Genomic DNA, 6,450 nt, shown 5'->3' with positions numbered 1-6,450 from the left:
AGGCACATATGATGCACCGTTACCGCAGCCACACCTGCGCAGCCTTGCGTAAATCGGACGTTGGTTCGACTGTTCGTCTTTCCGGCTGGGTCCACCGCGTCCGCGATCATGGCGGCATTCTCTTCATTGATCTGCGCGACCACTACGGTTTGACCCAGATCGTTGCAAGCCCGGATTCGCCTGCATTCAAGCTGGCCGAAACGGTGCGCGGCGAATGGGTTATCCGCGTCGACGGCGAGGTCAAGGCCCGCACCGACGACACGATCAATCCCAATATGCCGACGGGCGAGGTCGAACTCTTCGCACGCGAGATCGAGGTGCTGTCTGCAGCCAAGGAGCTGCCGCTGCCGGTTTTCGGCGAGCTCGATTACCCCGAAGATATCCGTCTGAAATACCGCTTCCTCGACCTGCGCCGTGATACCTTGCACAAGAACATCATGGCACGCACGACGATCATCGGTGCAATGCGCCGCCGCATGGCCGAGATCGGCTTTACCGAATTCTCGACGCCGATTCTCACTGCTTCCTCGCCGGAAGGTGCACGCGATTTCCTCGTCCCGAGCCGCATCCATCCAGGCAACTTCTACGCGCTGCCGCAAGCGCCGCAGCAGTACAAGCAGCTCATCATGATGTCGGGCTTCGATCGCTATTTCCAGATCGCGCCATGTTTCCGCGATGAGGATCCACGCGCCGACCGCCTGCCGGGTGAATTCTACCAGCTCGACATCGAGATGAGCTTTGTCGAGCAGAACGACGTTCTCTCCACAATGGAGCCGGTCCTGCGTGGCATCTTCGAGGAATTCGCCGACGGCAAGCCGGTGACGCAGGAATTTCCGCGCATCTCCTACGATGTCGCGATGCGCAAATACGGATCCGACAAGCCTGACTTGCGCAATCCGATCGAAATGGAGACCGTCACCGAGCACTTCGCAGGTTCGGGCTTCAAGGTCTTTGCGAATATGATCGCCAACGACCCGAAGGTCGAAGTCTGGGCAATTCCGGCCAAGACAGGCGGGTCGCGGGCTTTCTGCGATCGCATGAATTCATGGGCACAGGGCGAGGGACAGCCCGGCCTCGGCTACATCTTCTGGCGTAAGGAAGGCGAGACGCTGGAGGGCGCAGGACCACTTGCCAAGAACATCGGTCCGGAACGCACGGAGGCAATCCGCACGCAGCTTGGCCTCGGCGAGGGCGACGCCGTGTTTTTTGTTGCGGGCGACCCCAAGAAGTTCGTCTCTTTTGCCGGCGCCGCACGCACCCGTGCCGGCGAGGAACTCAACCTCGTCGAGCGCGACCAGTTCAAGCTCTGCTGGATCGTCGATTTCCCCTTCTTCGAATGGCTCGACGAAGAGAAGAAGATTGATTTTGCCCATAATCCGTTCTCCATGCCACAGGGCGGCATCGATGCGCTGGAAAACCAGGATCCACTGACGATCAAGGCGTTTCAGTACGACATGGTCTGCAACGGCTTCGAGATTGCCTCGGGCGGAATCCGCAACCATCTGCCCGAGACGATGGTCAAGGCGTTCGAGGCGGTTGGTCACTCGCGCGAAACCGTGGAAGAGCGCTTCGGCGCCCTCTACCGGGCGTTCCAGTATGGCGCGCCGCCACATGGCGGCATGGCTGCGGGCATCGATCGCATTGTCATGCTGCTCGTCGGCGCCAAGAACCTGCGCGAGATCACGATGTTCCCGATGAACCAGCAGGCCTATGATCTTCTCATGAATGCCCCGTCGGAAGTTTCGCCGGCTCAGCTGCGCGAACTCAACATCCGCCTCAATCCGGTGAAGAAAGAGAATTAAAAACCCTTCTCAACGGATTGAAGAAAAAGGAAGCCCGGCAGTAATGCCGGGCTTTTTGTTGTCCCATGGATCCTCGGGTCAAAACCGAGGATAGCAATGCAATCGCCGCTATTCAGTCGCGCTGACGGTCACGCCGAGCGTCTTGATCAACGATTTTGGATCAGCCATCCCGCCTGCGGCAATGACGGCAAAGGGTACGGGTTTCGCCGGCAGCGCCTTGACCTCGATCGTCTTCGGATTATCGAGATAGGTGTTGACCGCTTCCGCGAGCGTTTGCGCGAATTCAGCGTTCTTGAGCTGGGTCGCGGCTATGGGAATGATCATCTTGGCCTGGTTGATCAGGTCGGAACGCTTGCCACCCTGCTGCTTGGCGACATAGTCGAGCGCTTTGTAGGTGAGCGACGCATCGTCAAAGCGAATCGCGGCGCTGTTGAAACTCAACTGTTGCATCAAGCCGAGCATCGCCATGCCCTGAGCGTCATCCGGCTTGCCTTCCATGTTCTTGGTGGCTTCCTGCAATCCCTTGATGAAATCGAGCGTGTAGCCGGAAATATCGAGCTTGATGCCAAGTGTACCGGCATTGTCTGCGACATAATCCATCTTCTCGAGATTGAGACGACCATCGGCCATGTTCCAGCTGCCGCTCATGTCGATTTTGCCAGTCAGCGTTTCATAGCCGAGCGCCTTGAGGGCATCCTTCGTCTTGGGGTCTTCTACCGCCGACAAATCCGCCTTGAAGCGTTCGACATTCGATGTGAACGTGACCGGGCTCGACGTGGTGATTGGCGAAACGGTTACGGTCAGGTTGTCTGCCGTGAAGACGTCCTTGCCCTTGGCGTTGAGGTCGAAATGCTTGATTTCGGCCTTTTCATATTGGAGGATTTTCGCCAATGGGTCGGTTGAACCTTCGGGGGGCAAGGTAATGCCTGCGAGGCTGATACCACTGACATTGATCTTGCTGTCGGGCTCGCCTTCCGGACTGAAATCGATATCCGGTATCGTCAGTGAGCCAACCTTGAACCCGCCTCCAGGCGCATCCGTCACGTCACTCAATGTCACGTCGCCAGCTTTGAAGCTTTCCTTCACGCCCGCGGTCGATACCTTCGTATCCTTCAGGATGACTGTCGAGCCATTCGTCTCGACGCTGCCATAGTCGAAGGTGCCGCCCTGTTCGGCGTAGACCGCTTTGAGGCGCGCTGCCACCGCATTTCCGTCAACCGCGTAGGCTGATCCGGCAAAGAAAACGATGAGAGCAGAGGTCGCGCCGAGGAGGCGCAGGCTGGATTTCAGATGCATTGAAGCCATGAGTTGATCCCTTCTGTTCCCACATTCGAAGCGTCCCGCAGCGGCAAAACTAAGGCGGTCCGGCGCGCACGATTGCAGCCCGAGCGCGACAAAGTCAGATTTGGTAACTGAAAGCAAGGGCCGCGCATGAAAGTACCGTCCAGCCAGCCATCTGGCTGTGATCTTGGCGAATCATTGCTTGCCCGCGAATCGGCGAGTTGATAACCCATTGACATGGGAAAAAGCGTGATTCCGCCAGACAATGGCGACGACAATGACAACAACATCGAGCCGGTCGATCTGAAGGCGGCGCTGGAAGAGCGCTATCTTGCCTATGCGCTATCGACGATCATGCATCGAGCATTGCCTGATGTGCGCGATGGGCTGAAGCCGGTTCATCGCCGTATCATGCATGCGATGCGCCTCCTGCGCCTCTCGCCCGACCAGGCCTATGCCAAGTGCGCGCGCATCGTCGGCGAAGTCATGGGCAAGTTCCATCCGCATGGCGACCAGTCGATCTACGACGCGCTTGTACGCCTGTCACAGGACTTTGCCGTGCGCTACCCGGTCGTCGACGGACAAGGCAATTTCGGCAATATCGATGGCGATAATCCGGCGGCGATGCGCTACACCGAAGCGCGGATGACCGATGTCGCGATGTTGCTCTTGGAAGGCATCACCGAGGACGCAGTCGATTTCCGGCCGACTTATAATGAAGAGGACGAGGAACCGATCGTCCTACCGGGTGCGTTTCCAAATCTTCTCGCCAATGGTTCGTCGGGCATTGCCGTCGGTATGGCGACGTCGATTCCGCCGCACAATGTTTCCGAGCTTTGCGCAGCTGCGCTGCATTTGATTAAGCATCCGGACGCGACCGTCGAGCAACTGATGTCCACGGCTGAGGAAGAAGACCCGCTCAAGACCATGGTCCGCGGGCCGGATTTTCCGACCGGCGGCATCCTTGTCGAAACGCCGGACGCTATTCTTGACGCCTATAAGACCGGTCGCGGCGGCTTTCGCCTGCGCGCCCGCTGGCAGGTCGAGGACCTGGGCAGAGGCACCTGGACCATCATCATCACCGAAATTCCCTACCAGGTGCAGAAATCGCGGCTGATCGAGAAGATCGCGGAACTCCTGATCGCCAAGAAATTGCCGCTGCTCGACGATGTTCGCGACGAATCCACCGAGGATGTACGCGTGGTGCTTGAACCCAAGAGCCGCAGCGTCAATCCGGATATCCTGATGGAATCGCTGTTCAAGCTCACGGAGCTCGAAACGCGCTTCCCCTTGAACATGAACGTGCTGTCGAACGGCAAGGTGCCGAACGTCTTGTCCTTGCGCGACGTTTTGAAGGAGTGGCTTGAACACCGCAAGGACGTGCTGATCCGGCGGTCACGGCACCGGCTCGGCGAGATCGAGCGCCGTCTCGAAATTCTCGGCGGCATGCTGATCGCTTACCTCAATATCGATGAGGTCATTCGCATCATCCGCGAGGAAGACGAGCCGAAGCAGGAGATGATCAGGCGCTTCGAACTGACCGACGTTCAGGCCGAGGCGATCCTGAATATGCGGTTGCGTTCGCTGCGAAAGCTTGAAGAATTCGAGATCCGCAAGGAATTTGACGGCCTCAGCGCCGAGAAGCGCGAAATCGAACAACTCCTCGGCTCGGAGCCCAAGCAGTGGCAGACGATTGCTTGGCAGATCTCGGAAATGCAGAAGAAATATGCGCCGGATACGCCGCTCGGCAAGCGCCGCACCACGTTCGCCGAGGCGCCGCAGCATGACCTGACCGACATTCACCACGCGATGATTGAGAAAGAACCGGTCACCGTCGTCGTTTCCGAAAAAGGCTGGTTGCGCGCCATGAAGGGGCATCTTGCCGATTTCTCTGCACTGACCTTCAAGGAAGGCGACAAGCTCAAGCTTGCCTTCCATGCCGAGACGACCGATCGCATTCTTGTTCTGACCACAGGCGGCAAGTTCTACACAATCGGCGCAAACAGCCTTCCAGGTGGACGAGGCCATGGCGAACCGATCCGCATCATTGTCGATATGGAGAACGACCAGGACATCGTCACCGCATTCGTGCACAGCCCCGAGCGCAAGCTCCTTCTTTCGTCGCTTGTCGGCAATGGTTTCGTGGTGCCGGAAGCCGACGTCATTGCCAACACCCGCAAGGGCAAGCAGGTGATGAACGTCAAGGCGCCGGATGAGGCGCGGCATTGCGTTCCCGTCACCGGCGACACGGTGGCAATTGTTGGCGAGAATCGCAAGATGCTGGTGTTCCCGCTCTCGGAAGTGCCGGAATTGGGCCGCGGCAAAGGCGTTCGCCTGCAGCGTTATAAGGATGGCGGCGTTTCGGATATCCGCATCTTCGCCATGGAGCAGGGGTTGACCTGGCAGGACGCTGCCGAGCGCACATTCAGCCGCAGCAAGGATGAACTCCTTGAGTGGATCGGGCCGCGCGCCACTGCGGGGCGGATGGTGCCGAAGGGTTTTCCGCGTTCCGGCAAGTTTGCGTGATCGATACGACCAATCAATTCGTTTATAAACGAGAATGATCTCTCGCGTATTGACGTCGAGCAACCACTCGTATAAATGAGAGAGAACGTTCTCTCTCATTTGGTTGTTCGATGGTTGATCAAGTCCTGCCGAAGCAGGCAGCGGGTATGTCCGACGTTGATGCGGACGAGTCCCGGTGCTTCGTGGCCAAGCTATTCGGAAAGCGCGCCCGCAATCGCGAGGCGCAGGAGGAGCGTATCCTCAACGCCGCGATGACTTGTTTCATACGCTCCGGCTTCCGCGGCGCCTCGATGAACGAGATTTGTTCCGAAGCCGGCATGAGCCCCGGGGCGCTTTATCGCTATTTCCCGTCCAAGGAAGCGATCATCGAAACCATTGCGGCAATGCATCGCCGGCAGAGTGCCGAAATCCTCGATCGCATGCTGCAATCGAGCGACATCATTGATGCGATCACACAGGTCGGCATCGACCATGTTCGCAAGATGTCGTTGAATTATAGCGGTCCCGGGCCCGCTGATTCGAGCGCGCGCCTTTTTGTCGAGGTGCGAGCCGAAGCGATGCGCAACGAAACGGTCGCGGCGACCTGCGAACTTCACGAAGGGCTGATGCGCGAGAAGCTGCTTGCTGCCCTCGAGGCCGCCAAGGCACGCGGCGAGATCAATCCGATTGCGGAAATGGAGTTGGTCGTCGTTTCCTTGGCCGCAATGGGTGAGGGGATCATCATGCGCAATTTTCCCTCGCAAGGCGTTCCAGTCGAAGCGCTGGAACCGGTTTTCCGGGCGCTGGCTGAATCCATGCTGCGCCCTACAAGATCCACGTTTTAGTTATCGCTCCCAACTCG

At 58.3% G+C, this 6,450-nt stretch carries 4 protein-coding genes; 3 read left to right on the top strand and 1 reads right to left on the bottom strand.

Annotated features, from left to right (window positions below; all coding sequences use genetic code 11):
- The first annotated feature begins 11 nt into the window (after positions 1–11).
- On the top strand, positions 12–1,802 hold the full coding sequence (gene aspS, locus AAAB35_RS06575; protein ID WP_340667410.1) for an aspartate--tRNA ligase: 1,791 nt from the start codon (positions 12–14) through the stop codon (positions 1,800–1,802).
- Positions 1,803–1,910: 108 nt separating this feature from the next.
- Here the strand turns inward: aspS and AAAB35_RS06570 are convergent, their stop codons facing one another.
- A complete protein-coding gene (locus tag AAAB35_RS06570) occupies positions 1,911–3,107 on the bottom strand; it encodes a hypothetical protein (RefSeq protein ID WP_340667409.1) in 1,197 nt (398 codons plus the stop codon).
- A gap of 213 nt (positions 3,108–3,320) precedes the next feature.
- Here AAAB35_RS06570 and parC point away from each other — a divergent pair, with 213 nt between their 5' ends.
- Entirely contained in the window at positions 3,321–5,609 is a 2,289-nt protein-coding gene (gene parC / locus AAAB35_RS06565; RefSeq protein ID WP_340667408.1) for a DNA topoisomerase IV subunit A, read from the top strand.
- A 110-nt stretch (positions 5,610–5,719) separates the two neighbouring features.
- Positions 5,720–6,433: a helix-turn-helix domain-containing protein gene (locus AAAB35_RS06560; RefSeq protein ID WP_340667407.1), complete on the top strand. Its 714-nt coding sequence runs from the start codon at positions 5,720–5,722 to the stop codon at positions 6,431–6,433.
- Positions 6,434–6,450: the final 17 nt, after the last annotated feature.

The sequence above is a fragment of the Phyllobacterium sp. genome, assembly GCF_037994425.1.
GTDB lineage: Bacteria > Pseudomonadota > Alphaproteobacteria > Rhizobiales > Rhizobiaceae > Phyllobacterium.
Note: the sequence above shows the minus strand (reverse complement) of the source record. Positions and strands in the feature narration are given on the sequence as shown.

Excerpts from the sequence above, each read along its gene's own strand:
- aspS (WP_340667410.1), top strand. The coding sequence starts at position 12 with ATGCACCGTTACCGCAGCCACACCTGCGCAGCCTTGCGTAAATCGGAC.
- AAAB35_RS06570 (WP_340667409.1), bottom strand. The coding sequence starts at position 3,107 with ATGGCTTCAATGCATCTGAAATCCAGCCTGCGCCTCCTCGGCGCGACC.
- parC (WP_340667408.1), top strand. The coding sequence starts at position 3,321 with ATGGGAAAAAGCGTGATTCCGCCAGACAATGGCGACGACAATGACAAC.
- AAAB35_RS06560 (WP_340667407.1), top strand. The coding sequence starts at position 5,720 with ATGGTTGATCAAGTCCTGCCGAAGCAGGCAGCGGGTATGTCCGACGTT.